General features: G+C 73.0%; 19 protein-coding genes. 4 read left to right on the top strand and 15 right to left on the bottom strand.

Annotated features, from left to right (window positions below):
* From ACF08B_RS13390 to ACF08B_RS13350, 9 genes are all read right to left on the bottom strand, one after another.
* Positions 1–1,269: MFS transporter (locus tag ACF08B_RS13390; RefSeq protein ID WP_392317445.1), on the bottom strand; the 1,269-nt coding region annotated here is incomplete at its 3' end.
* Positions 1,269–1,799 (bottom strand): GNAT family N-acetyltransferase, encoded by a 531-nt coding sequence (locus ACF08B_RS13385; protein ID WP_392317444.1) that lies wholly within the window; start codon positions 1,797–1,799, stop codon positions 1,269–1,271. The genes ACF08B_RS13385 and ACF08B_RS13390, both read right to left, overlap by 1 nt.
* Positions 1,796–3,004: a type III PLP-dependent enzyme gene (locus ACF08B_RS13380; RefSeq protein ID WP_392317443.1), complete on the bottom strand. Its 1,209-nt coding sequence runs from the start codon at positions 3,002–3,004 to the stop codon at positions 1,796–1,798. Before ACF08B_RS13380 ends, ACF08B_RS13385 begins: the two co-directional genes overlap by 4 nt.
* A complete protein-coding gene (locus tag ACF08B_RS13375) occupies positions 3,001–4,290 on the bottom strand; it encodes a DUF6271 family protein (protein ID WP_392317442.1) in 1,290 nt (429 codons plus the stop codon). The genes ACF08B_RS13380 and ACF08B_RS13375 overlap by 4 nt, the downstream gene beginning before the upstream one ends.
* Positions 4,287–5,318, bottom strand: coding sequence for a phytanoyl-CoA dioxygenase family protein (locus tag ACF08B_RS13370; protein ID WP_392317441.1), 1,032 nt, complete (start codon positions 5,316–5,318; stop codon positions 4,287–4,289). Before ACF08B_RS13370 ends, ACF08B_RS13375 begins: the two co-directional genes overlap by 4 nt.
* Positions 5,319–5,499: 181 nt before the next feature.
* Complete coding sequence (locus ACF08B_RS13365) at positions 5,500–6,987, bottom strand: glycoside hydrolase family 3 protein (RefSeq protein ID WP_392317440.1); 1,488 nt, start codon at positions 6,985–6,987, stop codon at positions 5,500–5,502.
* 8 nt (positions 6,988–6,995) lie between these two features.
* Positions 6,996–7,826 carry a carbohydrate ABC transporter permease gene (locus ACF08B_RS13360; protein WP_392317439.1) on the bottom strand — a complete coding sequence of 277 codons (831 nt, stop codon included), beginning with the start codon at positions 7,824–7,826 and terminating at the stop codon, positions 6,996–6,998.
* A complete protein-coding gene (locus tag ACF08B_RS13355) occupies positions 7,823–8,821 on the bottom strand; it encodes a carbohydrate ABC transporter permease (protein ID WP_392317438.1) in 999 nt (332 codons plus the stop codon). The genes ACF08B_RS13360 and ACF08B_RS13355 overlap by 4 nt, the downstream gene beginning before the upstream one ends.
* A gap of 120 nt (positions 8,822–8,941) precedes the next feature.
* Positions 8,942–10,222, bottom strand: coding sequence for an extracellular solute-binding protein (locus ACF08B_RS13350; RefSeq protein ID WP_392317437.1), 1,281 nt, complete (start codon positions 10,220–10,222; stop codon positions 8,942–8,944).
* 301 nt (positions 10,223–10,523) lie between these two features.
* Between ACF08B_RS13350 and ACF08B_RS13345 the strand changes: the two genes are divergently transcribed.
* Entirely contained in the window at positions 10,524–11,357 is an 834-nt protein-coding gene (locus tag ACF08B_RS13345) for a GntR family transcriptional regulator (RefSeq protein ID WP_392317436.1), read from the top strand.
* Between the two features lie 36 nt (positions 11,358–11,393).
* Here ACF08B_RS13345 and ACF08B_RS13340 read toward each other — a convergent pair whose 3' ends face one another.
* Positions 11,394–11,816, bottom strand: a complete 423-nt coding sequence (locus ACF08B_RS13340; protein WP_392317435.1) for a DUF6299 family protein — start codon at positions 11,814–11,816, stop codon at positions 11,394–11,396.
* A 234-nt stretch (positions 11,817–12,050) separates the two neighbouring features.
* On the opposite strand from ACF08B_RS13340, the gene ACF08B_RS13335 reads away from it, so the two are divergent.
* Positions 12,051–12,248, top strand: coding sequence for a DUF5999 family protein (locus ACF08B_RS13335; protein ID WP_392317434.1), 198 nt, complete (start codon positions 12,051–12,053; stop codon positions 12,246–12,248).
* 10 nt (positions 12,249–12,258) lie between these two features.
* Here the strand turns inward: ACF08B_RS13335 and ACF08B_RS13330 are convergent, their stop codons facing one another.
* On the bottom strand, positions 12,259–12,657 hold the full coding sequence (locus tag ACF08B_RS13330) for a RidA family protein (RefSeq protein WP_093473954.1): 399 nt from the start codon (positions 12,655–12,657) through the stop codon (positions 12,259–12,261).
* Entirely contained in the window at positions 12,654–13,790 is a 1,137-nt protein-coding gene (locus ACF08B_RS13325) for an acyl-CoA dehydrogenase family protein (protein WP_392317433.1), read from the bottom strand. Before ACF08B_RS13325 ends, ACF08B_RS13330 begins: the two co-directional genes overlap by 4 nt.
* Before the next feature lie 80 nt (positions 13,791–13,870).
* On the opposite strand from ACF08B_RS13325, the gene ACF08B_RS13320 reads away from it, so the two are divergent.
* Both ACF08B_RS13320 and ACF08B_RS13315 read left to right on the top strand, forming a co-directional pair.
* Complete coding sequence (locus ACF08B_RS13320) at positions 13,871–15,631, top strand: AMP-binding protein (RefSeq protein ID WP_392317721.1); 1,761 nt, start codon at positions 13,871–13,873, stop codon at positions 15,629–15,631.
* 15 nt (positions 15,632–15,646) lie between these two features.
* Entirely contained in the window at positions 15,647–16,459 is an 813-nt protein-coding gene (locus tag ACF08B_RS13315) for a PaaX family transcriptional regulator C-terminal domain-containing protein (RefSeq protein ID WP_392317432.1), read from the top strand.
* Between the two features lie 18 nt (positions 16,460–16,477).
* On the opposite strand, the gene ACF08B_RS13310 is transcribed toward ACF08B_RS13315, so the two are convergent.
* The 3 genes from ACF08B_RS13310 to ACF08B_RS13300 all read right to left on the bottom strand — a co-directional run bounded on the left by ACF08B_RS13310 (position 16,478) and on the right by ACF08B_RS13300 (position 20,129).
* Complete coding sequence (locus tag ACF08B_RS13310; protein WP_392317431.1) at positions 16,478–16,882, bottom strand: hypothetical protein; 405 nt, start codon at positions 16,880–16,882, stop codon at positions 16,478–16,480.
* A 119-nt stretch (positions 16,883–17,001) separates the two neighbouring features.
* Complete coding sequence (locus ACF08B_RS13305; protein WP_392317430.1) at positions 17,002–19,317, bottom strand: bifunctional salicylyl-CoA 5-hydroxylase/oxidoreductase; 2,316 nt, start codon at positions 19,315–19,317, stop codon at positions 17,002–17,004.
* Positions 19,302–20,129: an enoyl-CoA hydratase family protein gene (locus tag ACF08B_RS13300; RefSeq protein WP_392317429.1), complete on the bottom strand. Its 828-nt coding sequence runs from the start codon at positions 20,127–20,129 to the stop codon at positions 19,302–19,304. Before ACF08B_RS13300 ends, ACF08B_RS13305 begins: the two co-directional genes overlap by 16 nt.
* Positions 20,130–20,352 lie beyond the last annotated feature (223 nt).

Below are 20,352 nucleotides of genomic sequence, written 5' to 3'. Positions count from 1 at the left end.
CGCGCGCCCCTCCCGCGGGGGGCGGGCTGGCGCGGGCCGCCCGGGCGGGGGCCCCCCCGGGCGGGGGCGGCCCGGGGGGGGGGCCCCCCCCCCCGGCCCCCCCCCCCGCCACGGTATCCACAGGGCGGTCAGCGTGACGACGAGGGCCGAGGCCGCCACCGTGGCCATGCCCAGCGTCAGGTTCGCCGCGGCCGCGACGAACCCGATGAGGGCGGGTCCGGCCAGGAGGCCCGTGGTGCCCGTCGCCGCGACCAGGGCCAGGGCGTCCGGGCCGCGTTCGGCCGCGGCGACGTACACGCACGGGGTGATGGCGGCGGCGCCGAGGCCGACACAGGCGAAACCGAGGAGGGTGGGCACCACTCCCCCGGCGAGCAGCGCGAGGCCCAGTCCGGCGGCGGCCACGGCGCTGCCCGTGCGGACCACACGGCCGTCGCCCCAGCGGGTGCGCCAGCGGTCGGCGCACGCCCGGGCCAGCAGCATCGTCACGGAGACGACGGCGATGCCCAGGGGGGCCACCGTCGCGGACGCCTCGACGACGTCCCGCAGATACAGCGTGGACCAGTCGTTCATGGCGCCCTCGGTGATCGTGCCGAACGCCATGGCGCAGCCCAGGAGCAGGGTCGCGGCGGAGGGCGGCACGAGCCGGCGTCGCCGCTTCGGTCCGGCCGGTCCGGCCGGCGGGGTGCCCGGGTCCGTCAGCAGGGCCGGGCGGCCGGCGGCGAGCAGGAGCAGCAACAGGGCGCCGGCCACCGCGAAGTGGGCCGGGACGGACGCGGTCAGCGTGGTCGCGCCGGAGGTCAGCAGGGCCGCCGCGAGCAGGCCGGCGCTGAACGTGGCGTGCAGCTGGGACATGGCGGTGCGGTCGTGGGCCTTCTCCAGCGCGGCGCCCTGGGCGTTCATCGCGACGTTGAGGCAGCCGACCGCGACACCGTCGGCGCACACGGCGAGGAGGGCCGAAGGGTAGTCCGGTACGGCGGGCAGCGCGGCCAGGACGCCGACGAGGCACAGGGCGGAGACGAGGGACAGCCGCCGGGAGCCGAGCCGGCGCATCAGGACGGCGACGAGCGGGAACGAGGCCGCCGCGCCCGCCCCGCAGGCCATCAGCAGCAGGCCCACCTCGCCGGCGCCGAGGTCCAGCCGGGTCCGCAGCGCCGGGAGGCGGGAGATCCAGGTGCCGTACTGGAAGCCGAGGAAGCAGAACAGCGCCGCGATGGACCATTTGGCGCGGGCGAACGCGGGCGTGCCGGCAGGGGTGGGGTGTCCGGGCATCAGACCGCTCTCCGGGCTTCGTCGGGCCGGGCCGCGGCCACCTGTGCCGACATGTAGACGGCGTCCGCGCCGTAGCCCGGTGGGAGGTGGGCCTCGTGGTGGGGCCGGTAGCCGTGGCCCTGCCAGAACCGCTCCTTGCCGGCGACCGCGACGAGCGACGTCGTCGCGAAGCCGCGGGCACGGGCGACGCCGCTCAGATGGCGTACGAGCCGGGTGCCGAGTCCTCTTCGGCGCAGCGGCGCGCTGACGACGAGGTCGTGCAGGTGGAGGTTGGCCGAGTGGTGGACGACCCGTTCGGGGCGGCTCAGATCGGGGCAGCGGAGCCGGGGGTAGGGCAGGGCGAGGACGTAGCCCGCGATCCCGCCGTCGAGGTCGAGGACGAAGCAGGTGCCGGCCGAGGCCCGGGCGCGGGAGCGCAGTGACTCCTCGCCCTCGGCGAGGGAGAGGTCGGCGTACGCCTCCGTCTCCAGGGCCACCAGCCGGGGCCAGTCGGTCTCGGCGATGCCCCGTATGCGCAGGGTGTGGTTCATGTCAGTGCCGTTCGTCGGGGGTCCGTGCGCCCGCCGGTGCCGCGTGTGCAGACGGCCGGCAGCGGGTGGACGCCGTTGAACCCCTGGGTCATGTAGCTGGTGGCGTAGGCGCCGGCGGAGAGGATGCGGACCGGGTCGCCGGAGGCGAGGGCACGGGGCACGCGCACCGGATGCCGGCCGCCGCCGTAGGCGTCGTCGCTGTCGCAGGTCGGTCCCGCGACGATCGCGGGGACGTGCTCCTCGGCCTCGGACCGGCCGGGGAAGACGAGGCGGTGCGTGACCTGGTCCATCTCGTACAGGCCGTTGTACTTGCCGCAGCTGAGGTACAGCCAGTGGGCGTCGGTGCCGTCGGGCTGCCTGCGCCGGGTGAGCCGGGAGACATGGGCGTGGACGACGCCGTGGTCGGCGACCAGGTGGCGGCCGGGTTCCAGGACGACGTCCAGGGGTGCGGGCGTGAGGCCGCGCAGGCGCTCGACCCCCTCGCGCAGGACGGCGAAGATCTTGTCGAGGGGCGGTTCGAGGGCGTTGCCGCGGCGGTCCCGGTAGCCGAGCGCGGGCAGGCCGCCGCCGAGGTTGACGTGGTCGGGCACGATCCCGTGCGCGGCGAGCTCCGTCAGTGTCCCGGCGAGGGTGTCGAAGGCCCGCTGCCAGGCCTCGCCGGTCATCTGCTGGGAGCCGACGTGCACGGAGAGGCCGGCCGGGGTCAGACCGGCGGCACGGGCCGTGGCCAGCACGCGGACGGCGTCGTCCGGTGCGCAGCCGAACTTGCGGTTCAGTCCCCACAGGGCGCCCTCGCCGCTGGTGGCGAGGCGGCAGAACACCCGGGTGCCGGGGGCGTGCCGGGCGATCGCGGTGACGTCCTCAACGCTGTCGGTGGCGAAGGTGCGGACGCCCAGGCGGTGGGCTTCGGCGATGTCGTGGTCGGACTTGACGGTGTTGCCGTAGTGGACGCGGCCGGCGGGGGTGCCGGTGCGCAGTGCCTGGGCGATCTCGGTGGGGCTCGCCGCGTCGAATCCCGCGCCGCGGGCGGCCAGGCAGTGCAGGACCTCGTCGACCGGGCAGGCCTTGAGGGCGAAGCGGATGTCCGCGCCGGGCAGTTCGGCCCGCAGGGAGTCGTACTGCCGCTCCATGCCGATGAGGTCGTAGACGATGCGGTCGCCCGTGGAGGCGGTCTGCTGCCGGGCCGTCGGGTGCGGGGCGCTCATGTGCGGACCGCTTCCACGAGGGCCGGCCAGGCTTCGGTCAGGTGCGCGTAGTCCTCGATGTCCGACTCGGCCTCGTCGAGCAGCCGGTCCCGTTCGGCCGCGAGCCGCTCGGCGAAGAGCGCGTACCGGCCGCCCAGTTTGCGGTAGGCGGTGTCGACGCGGTCCAGGCGCCGGACGTTCTCCGCGCGGTCCAGGCCCGCGCTCTCGCGGACCAGGGCGGTGATCGTCCCGGGCCGCACCCGGTGCCGCTCGTCGAGCAGTGCGGCGCCCTCGGCGGCCATGCGGTCGTAGACGTGGTGGAAGTAGAGCATCGAGAGCAGGAACTTCACGAACCGCCGCTGGTAGGCGTGGAACCCGCTGTCGGTACGGCGTTCGGGGGTGTGGAAGTTCTCGATGTGCCGGTTGTGCAGGATGCCGGGCAGGCCGGCGTCGTGGACCAGGTGGAGCAGGAAGTAGTCGCTGCCGATGGTGTCGGTGGCGGGGGGCAGCGGCGTCCGCTCGTACACCGCCCGGTCGAAGGCGACGTTGCACATGTCGACGCGCATGGGGTCGACCCGGGTGAGGGTCGCCCGGTCGCCGGTGAACGGTGCCGTCCCCGCGCCGGTGAAGGACTCCTCCACCAGGTGCCGGGTGCGTTCCTCCGGCCAGTCGCCGGGCGCCCACAGACTTACCACGTCGTGGTAGATCCCCTCGTCCAGGTGCCGTATCTCCGCGATGTCCACGGAGAGTTCGCCGATGAAGGAAGCGCCGGCGAGCGACACCGGGCGGTGCGCGTCGGCGGGGTCGAGGTCGGTGCGCAGCCCGCCGGCCGCGGCCTCGGCGGCGGGGCGGCCGAGCCAGGGCAGCTCGTGGTGGACGGGGAACACCGGCCGTCCGTCGTGGAGTTGGTAGGCGCTGTCGGAGTCGCGGCGGTGCAGCGAGGAGCAGCCGAGGGCGGCGGCCAGCAGGAAGGCGCGGTTGGTGCAGGCGCCGTAGGAGACGGCGGGCGGCAGCATCAGGCGCAGCAGGCGCTCGGGCTCGGGCGGTCCGGCGCGTTCCACGGCCCGGCGCAGGAAGGCGCGCTGGGCGGACTCGTCGAGGTGGTGGACGGTGACGCCGGGCACGGGGCGGAGTCCGGCGACGATGCGGGTGTGCTCGGCGCGGGTGCGGTCGTCGGAGGAGTCGAGGATGAGCAGCTGGACGTCCGCGCCGTTGTCGCGGGCGGCGTGGGCGGCCTCCTCGTGGACGGCGGTGAGGGTGGCGGAGCAGGCCCGGTCGGTGGGCAGGCAGAGGCAGATGCGGTTCACTGGGCCTCTTCCACGGCGGCCCAGGAGTCCAGTCCGAGCAGCTTCCTGCCGAGCCCGCTGAGCGCGGCCGGGCCGTAGCGGAGGGCCTCCGGTTCACGGGCGTCGCCGAGGAGGGTGCCGTTCCAGTCGGGGGTGGCCAGGGTGCGCCAGGAGTGCACGCGGGAGTCGCGCAGCGCGGTGTGTTCCTCCAGCGCGGGCATCATCGACAGGTACTGGACGGCCCTGACACCGTTGTCGGAGAGGTTGGGCGCCACGCCGTGCGCGAGCAGGCCGTTGAAGATCAGCAGGTCGCCGGCCTGGAGTTCGGGGCGGACGACCGGGAACTCGTCGCGGTCGGTGCCGGGACGGACCGGGTCGCGGCCGGGCGGCCGGCCGAGGCGCCACTCCTCGAACCGGCGGAAGAGCTCGGGGGCGCACTGGAAGCCGCCGAGTTCGGGCCGGGTGTCGTTCAGCGCGATGATGCCCTGGACGCGCTGCGGGAGCACGGTGAGGGTGGTGTCGACGTCCCAGTGCAGCTCGATGTCGAAGCCCTCGTCGGTGGGCTCGATGTGGGAGCGCGAACGGGTGCGTACGTTGGGCGGGTTGAGGTTGAGCCGGTCCAGGGTGACCCACAGTTCCTCGCAGTCCCAGATGTCCGCGAAGGCGTCGTGGACGCGGTGCGTCTGGCGGCTGTCCCAGATCAGCTGGTGGTGGTAGGCCTCGACGAAGCCGTAGATGTAGAGGTGCCGGTCCAGCTCGGAACGGAACTCCGGTGCCTCGTACCAGGTTTCCGGGCGGTCGGGGTCGAGGCCCTGGAACTGCCAGGCGAAGTCCAGCAGGCCCTTGGCCTCGCCGGGGGTGATGGCCTCGCGCACGACGACGTAGCCGTAGCGCTGCCAGAAGGCGAAGTCCGCCGCGGACAGCACCTTGAGGGGCCGGGTCTTCTCGATGTCACGCAGGGGTGTCGGGGCGAAGTAGGTCTCGCCGTCGGCGCTGAAGTAGGGGCGGTCGGTGGCCGCCCGGTGGAGGCGGGGGAAGGACGTCTGCATGCGATCACTCCGGGGTGTTGGTCGGGCACCTTCGGGTCGTGCGTGAGACATGTGCCGGTGGCATGCGCCAGGGCAGGAGGAACCGCCGGATTCGGCGGGGGTGTGCGGGACCGCCGGATTCGGCGGGGGTGAGTACCGGCCGCCCGCGGGGAGGAGGAGCGGGCGGCCGGGAGCCGGACGGTCAGCCGGCGACGACGGCCTCGGCCGCCGCCACGCCGCAGACGCGGGCGGCGCCGTACGTGGCGATGTGCGGGGCACCGCGCGGCGGGGCCTGCGGCAGGCCCATCTCGACCACGACGGTGTCGGGCCGGGCGTCGAGCAGGGTGTCGAGGGCGGAGCCCATCCAGTCGTGCCGGTGCTCGTCGCGCACCACGGCGACGATCCGGCGGCCGTCGGCCTCGGCGAGCACGGCCTTGCCCGCGTCGGGGCCGGAGAAGGAGCCGGACGTGCTGCCGGGCAGCAGCCGGCCCAGTTCGGCGGCCACACCCCACGGGGTCTGGTCGCCTACGGCGATGTTGGGGGCCGGGTTGAACTGGGCGACGTACACCGGTCCGCCGACGGGTGCGGCGGCGCCGGCGCGGGTCACGGTCAGGGCGCGGCGGGCCGCGACCAGGCCGATCTCCGGGTCGGGTGCGGTCTTCTCCGCGTCGCCGCGGGCCGCGGCGGTCCAGGCGGCGAGGTCGCGCACCCGGGCGGCGGCGTCGGCCAGCCGCTCCTCGGGCAGTTCGCCGGAGCGTACGGCGGCCACGAGCGCGTCCCGCAGGGTGAGCACGGTGCCCTCGTCGCACAGGCCGCCGCCCACGCAGATGGCGTCGGCGCCGGCCGCGATCGCCAGGACCACCCCGTGCGCCAGGCCGTAGGTGCCGGATATCGCCCGCATCTCCATGCCGTCGGTGACGATCAGGCCCTGGTAGCCGAGTTCGCCGCGCAGCAGGTCGGTGAGGACGCGCCGGGAGAGGGTGCCGGGGCGGTCCGGGTCGAGGGCGGGCACCAGGATGTGGGCGCTCATGACGGCCCGGGTGCCGGCGGCGATCGCGGCCCGGAAGGGCGGCAGTTCGCGGGCGTAGAGGGTCTCGGCGTCGACGTCGATGCGCGGGACGGCGTGGTGGGAGTCGACGTTGGTGTCGCCGTGCCCGGGGAAGTGCTTGGTGCAGGCGGCGACGCCGGTGGACTGCAGGCCCTCCACCCAGGCCGCGGTGTGCCGGGCGACCAGGTCGGTGCTCGCGCCGAAGGAGCGGACGCCGATGACGGGGTTGTCGGGGTTGGCGTTGACGTCGGCGGACGGCGCCCAGTCGAAGTTGACGCCGCAGGCGGCCAGGCGGCGGCCCAGCTCGCGGGAGACGGCGCGGGTGAGGTCCAAGTCGTCGACGGCGCCGAGGGCGTGGTTGCCGGGGAAGGAGGAGCCGGTGCGCACGTCGAGGCGGGTGACGTCGCCGCTCTCCTCGTCGATGGCGATGAGCAGGTCGTCCCGTTCGCCCCGCAACTGGGCGGTCAGGGAGGTGACTTGAGCCTCGCTGACAACGTTGCGGCCGAACAGGGCGACGGAGGCGAGGCCTTCACCGAGGCGGCGGCGCACCCAGTCGGGCGCGGTGGTGCCGTCGAACCCCGGCTGCAGCACCGCGAGGGCGTCCCGGGTGAGGGTGTCCGGGCCGGTGGCGAGTGTGGTCATCGGGGGCGTCATCCCTTCACGGCGCCGTCGGTCAGACCGCTGACAGCCTTGCGTTGCAGGAAGATGAAGAGGATCAGGATGGGCAGCGAGAACAAGGACGAGGCGGCCATGGTGGCACCCCAGTCGTCACCGAAGGCGGTGCGGAACTGCGAGAGCCACAGCGGCAGGGTCTGCTTCTCGTTCGCCTTGTTGAGGATCAGGACCAGCGGGAACTCGTTCCAGGCGGTGATGAAGCCGAACAGCGAGGTCGCCATCAGTCCCGGCGCGAGCAGCGGGAAGATCACCTTGACGAAGGCCTGGAGGCGGTTGCAGCCGTCGACCATCGCCGACTCCTCCAGCTCCTTCGGCACGGCCGCGACGTAGCCGCGCAGCGTCAGGATGGTCAGCGGGAGCACCATCATCGTGTAGAAGACGGTGAGCGGGACGAGGCTGTCGAGCATGTCGTTGTCACGGACGATCATGTAGATGGCGATGATCATGACCTCCCAGGGGGCCATCTGCGCCAGCATGAAGGTCACGATGAGTCCGCGCCGCCCTTTGAACCGCATCCGCGTGAGGGCGAAGGCCGCCAGCAGGGCGATGACGAGCGAGAACACCACCGACAGCACGGTGACGGTGACCGAGTTCGCGACCAGCGTCCAGAAGTTGTCGGCGTCGACGGCCTTCTCGAAGTGGTCGAGGGTGACGTCGGTCGGGAACCACACCGGGTCGTCGGCGATGATGTCGCCGGCCGGCTTGAAGGCCGTGGCGAACATCCAGTAGACGGGGAACACGAAGCCGACGAAGAGGACGACGGCGGTCGCGTTGGGCCACAGACGGCCGAAGGCGGAACGCTTCACAGCTCGTCCTCCTCTTGCTTGAGCACCATGCGCAGGTAGTACGAGGTGAGCGCGATCAGGACCAGGATGGTCAGGAAGGAGATCGCCGCGCCGACCCCGAAGTGCTGGTTGCCGACGCCCTCGACGTAGGCGTAGATCGGCAGCGTCTCGGTGAGGTGGTCCGGGCCGCCCTCGTTGAGCGCGAAGATCTGGGCGAACGACTTGAAGACCCAGATCACTTCGAGGAACGTCGTCGCGTAGAGGAACGGCCGCAGGAAGGGCAGGGTCACCGAGGTGAAGCTCTTCCAGGTGTCCGCGCCGTCCAGCGCGGCGGCCTCGTACAGTTCCCGGGGGATGGTGGTGGTGGCGGCGTAGAGGTTGATCGCCACGAAGGGGACCGACTGCCAGACGATCAGCAGGGTGACCACGGCGAACGTGGAGAACTGGGTCGCCAGCCAGTTGTGGTCGGCCATGGAGTGCCAGCCGAGCTTGTCCAGCACCCAGTTGACGACGCCGAAGCGCTGCGCGAACAGCCACTGGTAGACGGTGGTGGCCGCGATGACGGGCATGGCCCAGGCGAGGACGAGGCCCACAAGGAGCAGCAGCCGCATCTTCTTGCCGAGGCGCGCCAGCAGCAGTCCCACCAGGGTGCCGAGCCCCATGATCAGGACGACGTTGGCGGCGGTGAAGAAGACCGAGCGCTCGGCGACGTGCCAGAACTCCGACTCGGTCAGGACGTCCCGGTAGTTGTCGAAACCGGTCCACTCGGTGAGGTGCTGGATGAGCTGCCGCGGGTTGAGGTTCTGGAACGACAGCATGCCGTTCTTGACCAGGGGCCAGCCGAGCAGGACCGCGGTGGCCAGCAGCGCGGGCAGCAGGAGCAGATAGGGGGCGGCGACGCCCCGGCGGGAGGGCGCCCGGGAGGTGCGGTCCTCACCTCGCGGCGGCGCCGGCACCCGGGCCTTGCGGACAGCGGGCTCCCCGGCCGTGTCCGTGCCTTCGGTCTGCACTGACATGAGTTGCCATCTCTTCCGTGGCCGTACGGACGACTTGCCCGGCCGCGCGCACGGCACCGGCGGCCGTCCGCACGGCACAGGTGTGCCGGGGGTGCCCGTGCGGCACCCCCGGCGCGGGGTCTAGTTCTTCTGGGCCAGGCGCTTGTTGATCTCGCCCTCGACCTGCTTGGCGGCGTCCGCCGGGGACTTACCGTTGAGCACCGCGGTCATGTAGGACTTGATCGGGTTCGGGGTGTTCTCCACCGCGGCCCACTCGGGGATCAGCGGGGTGGTGCCGCCGGCCGCGGCACCCGGGGCGGCGGCCTCGGCGGCGCCGTTGCCCTTGAGGTTGCTCTCCAGGGACTCCTTGTTCGGGATGACGCCGTTGAGCTTGGCGAGCTGGCCCTCGAACTGGTCGGAGAGGGCGATCTTCAGGAACTCCTTGGCCAGGGACTGCTTCTTGCTGTTCTGGGCGACCGCGAGGTTGGAGCCGCCGAGGAAGACGCCCTCGGGCTTGTCGGCCGTCTCGCCCGGGATGGTGAAGTAGCCGAGGTCCTTCTCGATGGCCTTGTTGGCCTGGATGGCCGTACCGGCCTCCCATCCCATGCCGATGATGGCGCCGGTCTTGCCCTTGGCGAAGACGGTGGCCTGCTGCGGGGTGGCCTCGTCCTTGTCCTTGGGGGCCTTGGAGTAGGAGGCGTACTTCTTGTAGATCTCCATGGCGGCGCTCACCTTGGGGTCGCCGAGGTTGGAGACGTACTTGTCGCCGTCCTTCTTCACCAGGTCGGCGCCCTGGCCGATGGTCAGGCCGTCGAAGAAGTACCAGTTCTGGCCGGGCAGGTAGATCGGCTCGGCGTCGGTCTTCTTGCCGATGGCCTGAAGGTCCTTGAAGAACTCGTCCCGGGTCTTGGGGGTGTCCTTGATGCCGGCCTTCGCCCAGATCTTCTTGTTGTAGATGACGACACGGTTGGCGAAGTACCACGGGGCGGCGTACTGCTTGCCGTCGTAGACGGAGGACTGGGAGACCGACTGGGTCCAGTCGGCGCCGATCTCCTGCTTGAGGTCGCCCAGTTCGGCGAGGCCGCCGGTGACCGCGTAGGCGGGCGTCTGGGTGTTGCCCACCTCGATGACGTCCGGCGGGGTCGACTCGGAGAGGGCGGTGGTGATCTTCTGCTGGATCCCGTCCCACTTCTGGATCTCGAACTTCACCTTGGCGCCGGTCTTCTTCGCGAAGGCGGCCTGGACGTCCTTGGTCCACTGCGGTGGCGCGGAACCGTCCATCGTCCAGACGGTGAGCGTCTGGCCCTTCCAGCTCGCCGGCCCCGCGTCCTTGCCACTGTCCTTGCCGTCGTCGCCACCACACGCCGAGACGGAGACCATCATGCCCGCGATCACGATCGCGGCAGCAAGCTTGCGCTTCACGCCACCCTCCTCAGGGATGCCACTAACCCCCCACGCCCTCGGCGGTGACCTGCGTACGACGCTGTTGCACGTAGGGCTCGGGCCTGGTCACTAATGGTGTAGACCAGTACCCCGGAGCTTGGCCTAGACCTTTCGGGGTGTCAAGGGTGGTCAGGGAAGCCGATTACGGCCGTTACGAGAACGTCATCGGAGCGCGTCCGTCCCCTTCGCCCGATCTTCGCCCGAAGCGTTCAGTTGGACTAGACCATAGGGCAGTTGGTCGCTATAACGGGAGCCCATCGACACAGCCGGGAAGGCAGGCATGACCACGGACGTCAGCGGCGCCCAGCCACGCGGCGGAGCGCCCGGCCGCATCGCGCGCGTGCCGAAGTACTACCGGATCAAGCAGCAGCTCCTCGCCATGGCCGAGACCCTCGTCCCCGGTGAGGCCATGCCCGCGGAACGCCTGCTCGCCGTCCGGTTCGGCACCTCGCGGACCACCGTCCGGCAGGCGCTGCAGGAACTCGTGGGCGAGGGCCGCCTGGACCGGATCCAGGGCAAGGGCACCTTCGTGTCGCAGCCCAAGCTGTACCGCACGCTCCAGCTGACCTCGCACACCGAGGACATGCGCGCCCAGGGGCTCACGCCGGCCTCGCGGACGCTGGACATCGGGGAGATCCCGGCGGACGAGAAGCTCGCGGGGCTGCTCGGCATCGCGATCGGCGGGCGGGTGCTGCGCATCGAGCGGCTGCGACTGGCCGGCGGCGCCCCGATGGCGATCGAGACGACCCATCTGTCGGCTCGGCGCTTCCCCGGGCTGCGCCGCTCCCTGGCCGGCTGCCCCTCCCTCTACACGGCGCTCGCCGACGTGTACGGCGTCCACCTCGCCGAGGCCGACGAGACCATCGAGACCTCGCTCTCCACCCCGCGCGAGGCACAACTCCTCGCCACCGACGTGGGGTTGCCGATGCTGCTGCTGTCCCGGCACTCACGGGACGCGGAGGGCACCCCGGTGGAGTGGGTGCGCTCGGTGTACCGCGGCTCCCGCTACAAGTTCGTGGCCGCCCTCCAGCGGCCGGACGGCGACCGCTCCCCCGCCCCCACCCGCCGCAGGAACGCCCCGCCGGACCGGGAGCCCGGCCCGGCCCGGCCCTGAACGGAGCCGGGCACCGGCCGGGCCGGGCGTGCGCGTTCAGTCCTGGGCGAGCGTGATGTCCTGGTCGGTGACCGCGTGGAAGGCCGGCAGCGGGACGATGCCCATGGGGCGAAGTTCCATGAGGGTGGCCTGCACATGGGCCGGCCCCGCCGTGAGCGCCTCCGAGGAGACGGTGCCGGAGTTCTGCCAGCGGTGCTCGGCGCCGTCGCAGCGGGCGCCGCTGCCGCCGATGCCGTGCTTGACGCGCGGGTCCTCCTGGCTGAGCGAGGAGCCGACGAACACCGGCCCGGTGCCCGGTGTGCAGCGGTAGGTGCCGGACAGGGTGACGCGGCCGTCCGGCGCGATCCGGCCGACGGGGTCGACGGTGACGGTCTCGGAGGCATCCGCGCCGGCCGGTCCGGCGGCGGTGCAGAGCAGGGCGGCGGTGAGGGCCGCGAGGAGGACGGGACGTACGGGCATGGGGTCGTCTCCCGGTTCCGTGGGGGTGGGGATCCCACTGGTACCGGGCGGCCGTGCCGAGGCCCGTGATCCTCACCCCATCGGTGGCGCGTCATGGAACCGTGCGGTAGTTGTCCGCGTGTTGTCACGCTTCACCGCGGGCGGTTCCGGGGCGTTCACGGCGGGGGCATGGTCTAGGCATGCAGGGCGCGGACCGGATCCGCCGGTCCCCCGCATCCGATGTGGAGGTGCGCCATGTGCTCCCACCCGACTCCCCTCTCCTCGTCCTCCGCCCCCGCCCACCGGCACCCCGTGGCCGCCCACCCCGAGCAGGGCTGGACGCTGCTGTGCGACGGCTCGATCGTCTTCGACGACAGCGGGGAGCTCCACCCGGACGGCAGCGTGGTCCCGCGGTGCCGGGTGCCCGCGCAGCGGCTCGCGCCGGCCGCCTGACCGGCGTGCCCTACGGCAGCACGGCGAACCCGTCGAGCTCCACCAGCGCCCGCTCGTCCCACAGCCGTACGACCTCCACGACCGCCATCGCGGGATAGTCCCGGCCCGCCGAGTCCCGCCAGAGGCGGCCGAGTTCGCGGGCCCGGGCGCGGTAGTCGGCCACGTCCGTGGCGTACACGGTGACGCGGGCCAGGTCGGCGGGGGTGCCGCCGGCCGCGCGCAGGGCGCCGAGGAGGTTGCCGAGCGCCTTCTCGAACTGCTCGGGCAGCGTGTCGCCGGTGATCTTGCCGTCGGTGTCGAGGGCGGTCTGCCCCGCGAGGAACACCACGCGGGAGCCGGTCGCGACGACCGCGTGGGAGAAGCCCGTGGGCGGGGACAGTTCGGGCGGGTTGACGCGCTCGGTCGTCATCGGGTCTCCCGGTCGTGGGTCGCGGCGTAGAGCTCCTTGGCGATGATGCCCCGCTGGACCTCGCTGGCGCCCTCGTAGACGCGGGGCGCGCGCACCTCGCGGTAGAGGTGTTCGAGGAGGTGGCCGCGGCGCAGGGCGCGGGCGCCGTGCAGCTGGACGGCGGTGTCGACGACGTACTGCGCGGTCTCGGTGGCGAGCAGCTTGGCCATCGCGGCGCGCCCCGGGACGTCGTCGGCGCCCTCGTCGTACGCCGTCGCCGCCGCGTAGACCATCAGCCGGGCCGCCTCCGTGCGCAGGGCCATCTCGGCGACCTGGTGGGACACCGCCTGGAGATCCGCCAGGGTGCCGCCGAACGCCTCGCGCCGGCGGGTGTGGCCGAGGGTGGCGTCGAGGGCCGCCTGGGCCATGCCGACCGCGAAGGCGCCGACGCTGGGCCGGAAGAGGTTGAGCGTGCCCATGGCGACGGTGAAGCCGCGGTCGACCTCGCCGAGGACGTCGTCGGCGGTGACGGGCACGCCGTCGAAGTCGAGGGCGCCGATGGGGTGCGGGGAGATCATCTCCAGTGCGGTGCCGGTGAGTCCGGGCCGGTCCGCCGGGACCAGGAAGGCGGTCACCCCGCGTGCTCCGGCACCGGCCGTAGTACGGGCGAAGACGGTGTAGAAGTCGGCCTCGGGGGCGTTGGAGATCCAGCACTTGGCGCCGGTGAGCCGCCAGCCGCCGGTGCCGTCCTCCTCGGCCGCCAGGGACAGCGCGGCCGCGTCCGAGCCGGCCCCGGGCTCGCTCAGCGCGAAGGCCGCCACCGCGCCGCCCCGCGCGACACCGGGCAGCCAGCGCTCGCGCTGGGCGGGGGTGCCGTGGGCGTGCACCGGATGGGCGCCGAGCCCCTGGAGGGCGAGGGCGGTCTCGGCCTCGGTGCAGGCCTGGGCGAGGGATTCGCGCATCAGGCACAGATCGAGCGCGCCGGAGCTGAACAGCCGCCCCAGCAGGCCGAGTTGCCCGAGCTCGACGAGGAGCGGCCGGTTGACGCGGCCCGGTTCGCCCTTGTCGGCGAGCGGGCGCAGCCGTTCGGCGGCCAGGGTGCGCAGCTCGGCGCACCAGGCGATCTGCTCCGGTTCGAGTGAGAATGCGGGCACTGCCGGACCTCCCTTCCGGGGACGGCCGGCACGGCGGTCCCGTCACCTTCCGGGCCGCGCCCACCACGGCGCGCCCGGCCCTGCGGAGGCGGCCGCGGCGGCCTCCTCCCGTCCGTCCCGAAGCGACGTTATCGCGCACAGTTGACTGCCGTCACCAACACGATACGCTCGAACCGCGATCCCACCAGGACGCCGGTGCCACCACGACGCCCGACTCGACGCCTGTCACGGCAAGGGGGCGAACCGCCATGCACCTCTCCGCCCACGTCGACACCTTCGCGCGCGACCATCTGCCCCCGCCGGACGAGTGGCCCGAGCTGCGGTTCGACCTGCCGGAGCTGAACTACCCCGACCGGCTGAACTGCGCCACCGAACTACTGGCAGGCGGCGCCGCGGACCGCCCGGTCCTCCGCACGCCGGCCGGGACCGTCTGGACGTACGGCGAGCTGCGCGGGCACGTCGACCGGATCGCCCATGTGCTCACCGGCGACCTGGGCGTGGTCCCGGGCAACCGGGTGCTGCTGCGCGGCCCCACCACACCCTGGCTCGCGGCCTGCTGGCTGGCCGTGCTGCGGGCGGGCGCGGTCGCGGTCACCGTGCTGGCCCAGCAGCGCCCGCACGAGCTGTCGACGATCTGCGGGATCGCCCGGATCCGGCACGCGCTGTGCGACATCCGGTCGGTGGACGACCTGGCGAAGGCCGAGATACCCGGGCTGCGGATCGCGACCTTCGGCGGCGACGCACCCGACGACCTGCTGCGCCGTCCGGCGCCCGACGCGCCCTTCCCGGCGGTCGACACCGCGGCCGACGACGTCGCCCTGATCGCCTTCACCTCCGGCACCACGGGCCGTCCGAAAGGCTGCATGCACTTCCACCGGGACGTGCTCGCGATCGCCGACACCTTCTCCCGGCACGTGCTGCGCCCCCACGCGGACGACGTGTTCACCGGCAGTCCCCCGCTCGGCTTCACCTTCGGCCTCGGCGGTCTGCTGGTCTTCCCGATGCGGGCGGGCGCGAGCACCCTGCTGCTGGAACAGGCCGGACCCCGGCAGCTGCTCCCGGCGATCGCCGAGCACCGGGTCTCGGTCCTGTTCACCGCCCCGACGGCGTACCGGGCGATGCTGGACCAGCTGGACGGCCACGACGTCTCCTCCCTGCGGCGGTGCGTGTCGGCGGGCGAGAACCTGCCCGCGGCCACCTGGCGGGCCTGGCAGGAACGCACGGGCCTGCGCGTCATCAACGGCATCGGCGCGACGGAACTGCTGCACATCTTCATCTCCGCCGCGGACGAGCACATCAGACCCGGCACGACGGGCCTGCCGGTGCCGGGCTGGCAGGCGCGCGTGCAGGACGCGGCCGGGGCGCCGGTGGCCGACGGCGAGCCCGGCCTGCTGGCGGTGCGCGGCCCGGTCGGCTGCCGTTACCTGGCCGACCCGCGCCAGCGCGAGTACGTGCGCGACGGCTGGAACATCACCGGGGACACCTACGTCCGCGAGCCCGACGGCTACTTCCGCTACGTGGCACGCGCCGACGACATGATCATCTCGGCCGGGTACAACATCGCCGGACCGGAGGTGGAGGACGCGCTGCTGCGCCACCCGGACGTGGTGGAGACCGCGGTGGTGGGCCGCCCCGACGAGGCACGCGGCCAGGTGGCGGTGGCGTACGCCGTCCTGCGTGACGGGGCCGCACGCGATCCCGAGGCGCTCCGCGCCTTCCTCACCGCGGAACTGGCGCCCTACAAGTGCCCGCGCGAGTTCGTCTTCCTCGACTCGCTCCCCCGCACGGCCACCGGCAAGCTGCAGCGGTTCCGGCTGCGCGGCCGGGGTGACCGGCCATGACACCGACGACTTAACATGATCAACGTGTCCGACCAGCACGCCCCCAGGTCCCTCATCGTCACGCTCTACGGCGCGTACGGCCGCTTCATGCCCGGCCCGGTGCCCGTCGCCGAGCTGATCCGGCTGCTCGCCGCGGTGGGGGTGGACGCCCCCTCCGTGCGCTCCTCGGTGTCCCGGCTCAAGCGCCGCGGCCTGCTGCTGCCCGCGCGTACGGCGTCCGGCGCGGCCGGGTACGAACTCTCGCCGGAGGCACGCCAGTTGCTGGAGGACGGCGACCGCCGCATCTACGCGACGGCGGCGCCGCGGGACGAGGGCTGGGTGCTCGCGGTCTTCTCCGTCCCCGAGTCGGAACGCCAGAAGCGGCATGTGCTGCGGTCCCGGCTGGCGGGGCTCGGCTTCGGCACGGCGGCCCCGGGCGTGTGGATCGCGCCGGCCCGCCTGTACGAGGAGACCCGGCACGCCCTGCGCCGTCTGCACCTGGACCCGTACGTCGACTTCTTCCGCGGCGAGCACCTGGGCTTCGCACCCACGGCCGAGTCGGTCGCCCGCTGGTGGGACCTGGCCGCGATCGCCAAGGAGCACGAGCGCTTCCTGGACGTGCACGCCCCGGTGCTGCACGCCTGGGAGCACCGCCCGGACACCCCGCCCGAGGAGGCCTACCGGGACTACCTCCTCGCCCTGGACTCCTGGCGCCACCTGCCCTACACCGACCCGGGCCTGCCCACCCACCTGCTGCCCGCCGACTGGCCGGGCGTCCACTCGGCGGAGGTCTTCACGGCCCTGCACGAGCGGCTGCGGGACGCGGGCGCGCGGTTCGCGGGGGCGTGATCCGCGGGGGTGTGAGCCTCAGAAGCGGCGCAGCCGTGCCGCGATGCCGTGTCCGGCCAGGAGGTAGACCACCGCGGGCAGCCCGTAGTTCAGGAGCACCCGCAGGTTCTCGGTGTCCATGGTGAAGATGTCCTGCGACCACCAGGCGAGCGCGTCGGCGACGTCCTGCACGAACCGCACGAAGACGTTCGCGTGGTTGGCCTCCAGCAGGTGGAGCAGGATCCACAGCCCGAGGAAGGCCGCGGCGACGTCGGCGACCGTGTGGATGACCAGTGCGGTGCGCCGGGTGCCGGAGCCGTCACGACGGCGTTCCCGGCCGGCGCCGGCGGACCGGTACGGGTCCGCCGGCCCCTGCGGGGCGGGCGCCACCGGCTGTCCGTAGTCGTAGCCGTGGTGCTCGGGCAGGGGTGTGGTGTCACTCATGGCGGTCCCGGTCTCTTCCGTCTTCGGCAGGGCTCGAAAGAACCTAGCCAGCTGACCGGAAACGGACGGTTCAGAAACGGTGCGAATCGCGTGGAAGGGGTGTGACCTAACGACGGACCTCAGTCACCGAGGGAAAGACGGGGCTTGGGGGCGTCGGTACGGCCGGTCTGCGGGCGCCTGCTGCCCGCGCGGTAGGGGTCGGGCCATGGCGCGCCGGGGCCCTCGTACCCCTGCTCGGCCGCCGCGTGCAGGGTCCAGTGCGGGTCGTACAGATGCGGGCGTGCCAGCGCGCACAGGTCCGTACGCCCGGCCAGGATCAGGGAGTTGACGTCGTCCCACGAGGAGATCGCGCCGACCGCGACCACCGGGACGCGGACCTCGTGCCGGATGCGGTCGGCGAACGGCGTCTGGTACGACCGCCCGAACTCCGGCCGCTCCTCGGTCACCACCTGCCCGGTGGAGACGTCGATGGCGTCGGCGCCGTGCGCGGCGAAGGCCCGGGCGATGCCTACGGCGTCCTCGGCGGTGGTGCCGCCCTCCGCCCAGTCCGTGGCCGAGATGCGGACGGTCATCGGCCGTTCCGCCGGCCACACCGCGCGCACGGCGTCGAAGACCTCCAGCGGGAATCTCAGCCGCTTCTCCAGCGAGCCGCCGTAGGCGTCCGTGCGCCGGTTGGTGAGCGGAGAGAGGAATCCGGAGAGCAGGTAGCCGTGGGCACAGTGCAGTTCGAGCAGGTCGAAGCCGGCCCGCGCGGCCCGCCAGGCGGCCGAGGCGAACTGCTCGCGGATGTCGGTGAGCTGGGCCCGGGAGAGGTGGCGCGGGGTCTGGCCGCCCGGCTTGTAGGGCAGCGGGGAGGCGGCGACGAGCGGCCAGTTGCCGTCCGGGAGCGGCTCGTCCATGCCCTCCCACATCAGCTTCGTGGAGCCCTTGCGGCCGGAGTGCCCGAGCTGCACACCGATCGCGGTGCCGGGCGCCCCGGTGTGCACGAAGTCGGTGATCCGCCGCCACGCCTCGGCCTGCCGGCCGGTGTAGAGGCCGGCGCAGCCCGGGGTGATGCGGCCCTCCTCGCTCACGCAGACCATCTCGGTCATCACCAGGCCGGCGCCGCCGAGCGCGCGGGCGCCCAGGTGGACGAGGTGGAAGTCGCCGGGCACGCCGTCGGTGGCGGAGTACATGTCCATCGGCGAGACCACCACCCGGTTGCGCAGGGTCAGTCCGCGCAGCCGGAACGGGGTGAACATCGGAGGTGTGCCGGGCGGGCAGCCGAACTCGCGCTCGACGGACTCGGTGAAGTGCGCGTCGCGCAGCCGGAGGTTGTCGTGGGTGACGCGGCGGCTGCGGGTGAGCAGGTTGAAGGCGAACTGGCGGGGCGGCTGGTCCAGGTACAGCCCCAGGTTCTCGAACCACTCCAGGCTGGCCCGGGCGGCCCGCTGGGTGGAGGCCACGACGGGCCTGCGCTCCTCCTCGTAGGCGGCGAGCGCGCTCGGCACGTCCGGCTGTTCCTCCAGGCACGCGGCCAGGGCCAGCGCGTCCTCCACGGCGAGCTTGGTGCCGGAGCCGATGGAGAAGTGGGCGGTGTGGGCGGCGTCCCCGAGGAGGACGACGTTGCCCTGCGACCAGTGGCCGTTGACCACGGTGCGGAAGGTCGTCCAGGCGGAGTTGTTGGAGCGCAGGGGCCGGCCGCGCAACGCGTCGGCGAAGATCTTGGCGCAGCGCTCGATCGATTCGGGCGCGCCGAGTTCGTCGAAGCCGGCCGCCCGCCAGACCTCCTCGCGCATCTCGACGATGACGGTGGAGGCGTCGGCCGCGTAGGGGTAGCCGTGCAGCTGCATGACGCCGTGCTCGGTCTCGGCGATCTCGAAGCGGAAGGCGTCGAGGGCGAAGTCGGCGGCGAGCCAGATGTAGCGGCAGCGGTGTTCGGTCACGCGCGGGCCGAAGGCCTCGGCGCGGGCCTCGCGGATGGCGCTGTGCACGCCGTCGGCCGCGACGACGAGGTCGTGGTCGGCGGCGAGCCGCTCCAGGGCCGGGGCCCGGGTGCGGAAGTGGATCCGCACACCGAGGGAGCGGCAGCGTTCGTGCAGGATCTCCAGCAGCCGGCGCCGGCCGAGTGCGGCGAATCCGTGCCCCCCGGAGGTGTGCCGGGTGCCCCGGTGGACGATGTCGATGTCGTCCCAGCGGACGAAGTCCTCCTGAAGGGCCGCGTAGACCACGGGGTCGGCGTGTTCGATGCCGCCGAGGGTCTCGTCGGACAGGACCACGCCGAAGCCGAAGGTCTCGTCCGGGGCGTTGCGCTCCCAGACGGTGACGTCCCGTTCGGGGTCGAGGCGTTTCAGCAGGGCGGCCGCGTACAGGCCGCCCGGGCCGCCGCCGACGACGGCGATGCGCCGCGCCCGTTCGTTCCTCCCCTGGGCCGCCACGGTCACCGCCCCCGCCACTTCGGCGGGCGCTTCTCGGTGAAGGCCGCGTGGAACTCGGCGTAGTCCTCGCCGTTCATCAGCAGCGCCTGGGTGGCGGCGTCGAGCTCGATCGAGGCCGCGAGGGGCATGTCCAGCTCGGCGGTCAGCAGCGCCTTGGTCTGGGCGTACGCCAGTGCCGGGCCGTCGGCCAGCCGGCGGGCGAGCTCGCGGGCCGCCTCGTCCGCCCGGCCCTCGTCGGCCAGCTCGCTGATCAGCCCGATGCGCTCCGCCTCCGGGGCGCGGACCGGTTCGCCGAGCATGAGCAGGCGGGTGGCGTGGCCGAGGCCGACGACCCGCGGCAGCAGGTAGGCGGCGCCCATGTCGCCGCCGGACAGGCCGACGCGGGTGAAGAGGAAGGCGAAGCGGGCGGAGGGGTCCGCCACCCGGAAGTCGGCGGCGAGGGCGAGGACGGCTCCGGCGCCCGCCGCGACCCCGTGCACGGCGGCGATCACCGGGAACGGGCACTCCCGGACGGCCCGCACCACCTGGCCGGTCATCCGGTTGAAGTCGAGCAGCTGGGCGGTGTCCATGGACAGGGTGGCGCCGATGATCTCGTCGACGTCGCCGCCGGAGCAGAAGCCCCGTCCCTCGCCGGTCAGGACGAGGGCGCGTACGGCGCGCTCCCGGGACAGCTCGGCCAGCAGGTCGCGCAGGTCGGCGTAGGCGCCGAAGGTGAGCGCGTTGAGCCGGTCGGGGCGGGCCAGGGTGACGGTGGCGACTCCGTCGGCGATCCCGACCCGCAGATGCTCCCAGTCGGAGGTGCGGGCGGCGGATCCGGTGAAGGGACTCATGACGTGCGGCCTCCTAGGGCGGCGGTGCCTCACACAGCGGCGGGCGGTGCCTCACGGTGCTCCACCTCATGAAGCTATCACCTGTTTGTGACTGTCGTCACGGGCACGCGACAACCGCGCGTCCCTCGGCCGGATCCGGTCACAGGCGTCACCGCTCCTCGACAGCGCCGTAACAGTGGGCACCGCGGTGCGAGGCGGACCGTTCGGCGGGGTAAGCCGCTCG

The organism is Streptomyces sp. NPDC015139, assembly GCF_043079785.1.
GTDB lineage: Bacteria > Actinomycetota > Actinomycetes > Streptomycetales > Streptomycetaceae > Streptomyces > Streptomyces albidocamelliae.
Note: the sequence above shows the minus strand (reverse complement) of the source record. Positions and strands in the feature narration are given on the sequence as shown.

Coding starts and splice junctions, on each gene's coding strand:
- ACF08B_RS13355 (WP_392317438.1), bottom strand. CDS start 8,821: ATGTCAGTGCAGACCGAAGGCACGGACACGGCCGGGGAGCCCGCTGTC.
- ACF08B_RS13365 (WP_392317440.1), bottom strand. CDS start 6,987: ATGACCACACTCGCCACCGGCCCGGACACCCTCACCCGGGACGCCCTC.
- ACF08B_RS13310 (WP_392317431.1), bottom strand. CDS start 16,882: ATGAGTGACACCACACCCCTGCCCGAGCACCACGGCTACGACTACGGA.
- ACF08B_RS13345 (WP_392317436.1), top strand. CDS start 10,524: ATGACCACGGACGTCAGCGGCGCCCAGCCACGCGGCGGAGCGCCCGGC.
- ACF08B_RS13300 (WP_392317429.1), bottom strand. CDS start 20,129: ATGAGTCCCTTCACCGGATCCGCCGCCCGCACCTCCGACTGGGAGCAT.
- ACF08B_RS13335 (WP_392317434.1), top strand. CDS start 12,051: ATGTGCTCCCACCCGACTCCCCTCTCCTCGTCCTCCGCCCCCGCCCAC.
- ACF08B_RS13340 (WP_392317435.1), bottom strand. CDS start 11,816: ATGCCCGTACGTCCCGTCCTCCTCGCGGCCCTCACCGCCGCCCTGCTC.
- ACF08B_RS13380 (WP_392317443.1), bottom strand. CDS start 3,004: ATGAGCGCCCCGCACCCGACGGCCCGGCAGCAGACCGCCTCCACGGGC.
- ACF08B_RS13370 (WP_392317441.1), bottom strand. CDS start 5,318: ATGCAGACGTCCTTCCCCCGCCTCCACCGGGCGGCCACCGACCGCCCC.
- ACF08B_RS13330 (WP_093473954.1), bottom strand. CDS start 12,657: ATGACGACCGAGCGCGTCAACCCGCCCGAACTGTCCCCGCCCACGGGC.
- ACF08B_RS13385 (WP_392317444.1), bottom strand. CDS start 1,799: ATGAACCACACCCTGCGCATACGGGGCATCGCCGAGACCGACTGGCCC.
- ACF08B_RS13315 (WP_392317432.1), top strand. CDS start 15,647: ATGATCAACGTGTCCGACCAGCACGCCCCCAGGTCCCTCATCGTCACG.